General features: G+C 37.7%; 2 protein-coding genes. One reads left to right on the forward strand and one right to left on the reverse strand.

Translation table 11 applies throughout. The annotated features are described in order from the left end of the window. Positions 1-130: 130 nt before the first annotated feature. On the reverse strand, positions 131-1,150 hold the full coding sequence (locus VP97_RS23025) for a carbon-nitrogen hydrolase family protein (RefSeq protein WP_050184519.1): 1,020 nt from the start codon (positions 1,148-1,150) through the stop codon (positions 131-133). Positions 1,151-1,340: 190 nt separating this feature from the next. Here VP97_RS23025 and VP97_RS23030 point away from each other — a divergent pair, with 190 nt between their 5' ends. Beyond that, positions 1,341-2,285, forward strand: coding sequence for a LysR family transcriptional regulator (locus VP97_RS23030; RefSeq protein ID WP_050184520.1), 945 nt, complete (start codon positions 1,341-1,343; stop codon positions 2,283-2,285). Positions 2,286-2,287 lie beyond the last annotated feature (2 nt).

The following is a 2,287-nucleotide window of genomic DNA, read 5'->3' on the forward strand; positions in this document are numbered from 1 at the left end:
AGACAAAATCAAGTCTTTTGGTTATATGACTTGAATATTGAAAGAAAAACACAAGGTATTTGTAAATTATTAACTATGTAATCAAAAACCCCCACTTTTAATGAAAAAAGTGAGGGGCATAAATTTATCATTACTTCAAGGCAGCTTCAGCTTCCTGGCCGAACTGCAATTCATCGTATTTCCAAACTTTTTGAGTTGGATTGCCAATGTGTTTAACCGGTTTTTGTGGAGATCTGTCAAAGCTTAAGGAAAGAAATCCAGGAGTAGAATAATGTCCAGCTGAATCAATTAAAAACTTTCCAGGAATGATTTGTTCTAAATCTATATCAGCATACGTAATTCCTTCTTCATCGTGTGCGAGCTTGTTGCCAATCTCTTGTCCGTTTGGAGCAAGTATTCTTGAGAATCCGTGCCCTAATTGCATAAAATTCTTCTGCTCTTCCGTTTCACAAATAGCATCACGCATCTCCTCTGTCCAAATTTGGGAAGAGACTAGACAAAAAACCTGGTTTGTCGTCGCATAGTATTTAGCAGCGGTCACACAAGGCTCAATTCCGAAAAGATGCCCTTCCTGAGGCATGCCGATTGGCCATGAAGATACATGTATTTGTTCATTCATAGAGGCCATTGCTGCTATATTGAGGGGAAGAAAGTGTTCCCAGCATTGTAATCCGCCTAAATTGCCAATCTCTGTTTCAAAAACAGGCATCATACTTCCGTCCCCATCACCCCAAATCGTCTTTTCAGCATTTGTTGCTCTTAATTTACGGTGTTTGCCAATTAAATCTCCATCTGGATTAAACCAAAGCTGAGTTAAATAAAGTGAACCGCCATCTTTTTCAGTGACAGATACACTAAAATAAACCTTGTTGCGTTTTGCAGCTTCACTAAGCTTTTGAACCGCCAAACTAGGAATCTCGACAGCATTCTTATAAAGCTGGATATAATACTTCATGCCATAATCAGCATTCCCAAGCCAAATCCACCAAGGATATCCTGGGATAAATGCTTCGGGAAAAGCGATAACTTGTGCTCCATTAGAAGCAGCTTCATCTACTAAATGACATGTTTTTTCTACCGTAGCATCAAGGTCAAGAAATACCGGGGCAGCTTGTACAGCAGCTACTTTAACTTTTGGAAATTTTAACATTTGAGTTTCCTCCTTATTTTTGGCTCCAATTGCTGATATTTAAAATTTTAGTGCTCACTGTATGGAAGAACAATAAAGAATTAGTTGATGCGGTGTAAGAAAAAGTTTCAAACTTTGTAAGGAAATCTAACAAAATAAAGCGATTTGGTAGTTTAATATGATATTTTTTTGTAGATGTGAGGTGAAAAAAGTGGACTCGAAGGATCTCAAAGCTTTTTTAGCTGTATATGATTATAAAAGTATCACGAAAGCTGCGAAGTCTTTGTATATGACTTCACAGGGGCTGAGTCAATTGATAAAAAAGCTGGAGCAAGAGCTTGAGATTAAATTGTTTTACAGAACTACTCGAGGGGTGGACCCCACACCATATGGAGATGTATTTTATGAAAAAGCAGAAGGAATGCTGAAAGATCTAGCGTCTATTAAGAATTTAGTGAAAGAGAAAGGCGCTGAAAGAAAGAAAGTATTGTCAGTAGCATCCACCTACGGGGTATTGGCTTATTTGACAGTTGATTTTTTAGTGGATTTTCGTAATATTTACCCAGACATTGATTTGGATTTTCAAGAAATGACTGATGATATAGTGGAGGAATCGATATGGTCGGAAAAAATGGATGTGGGTTTTTTAGCCGGGCCGATCGATGTATTGAAGTTTGATGCCGACCCTTTTACTTCTCATAAGCATTGTCTTGTCATTCATGAAGATCACCCGTTAGCAGCAAAAGACTATATTGATTATGTGGATTTAGAAAATGAGCCTATTGCATTAATAGGACGGGCATTCCGCCCCTATTATAATAATATGAATCGATTTTTAAAAAGGGGCGTAAAGCCAAATATTCTTACTGAAACCTCTGAAATAGGGTTGACCCATCAAGTGGCACACGCAAACAAGGGGGTAGGATTGTCTGTTGATTTCTGTGCCTATAGCAACCCTTATAGCAATACCGTCATTCGGCCTTTCTTGGATTTTGAGGAATGTACATGGGATACTTATCTTATATTAAAGAGAGGAAAGCTAGTGAGTAAAGAAGCGGAAATATTTCAACGTTTTGCATTAAACTGGCTAGAAAGAAACCGGTCAAGATTATTTAAATGGCGTATAAATCAAAAACTGGATAGAAAACTAATCTAGAC

The organism is Domibacillus robiginosus, assembly GCF_000966195.1.
GTDB lineage: Bacteria > Bacillota > Bacilli > Bacillales > Domibacillaceae > Domibacillus > Domibacillus robiginosus.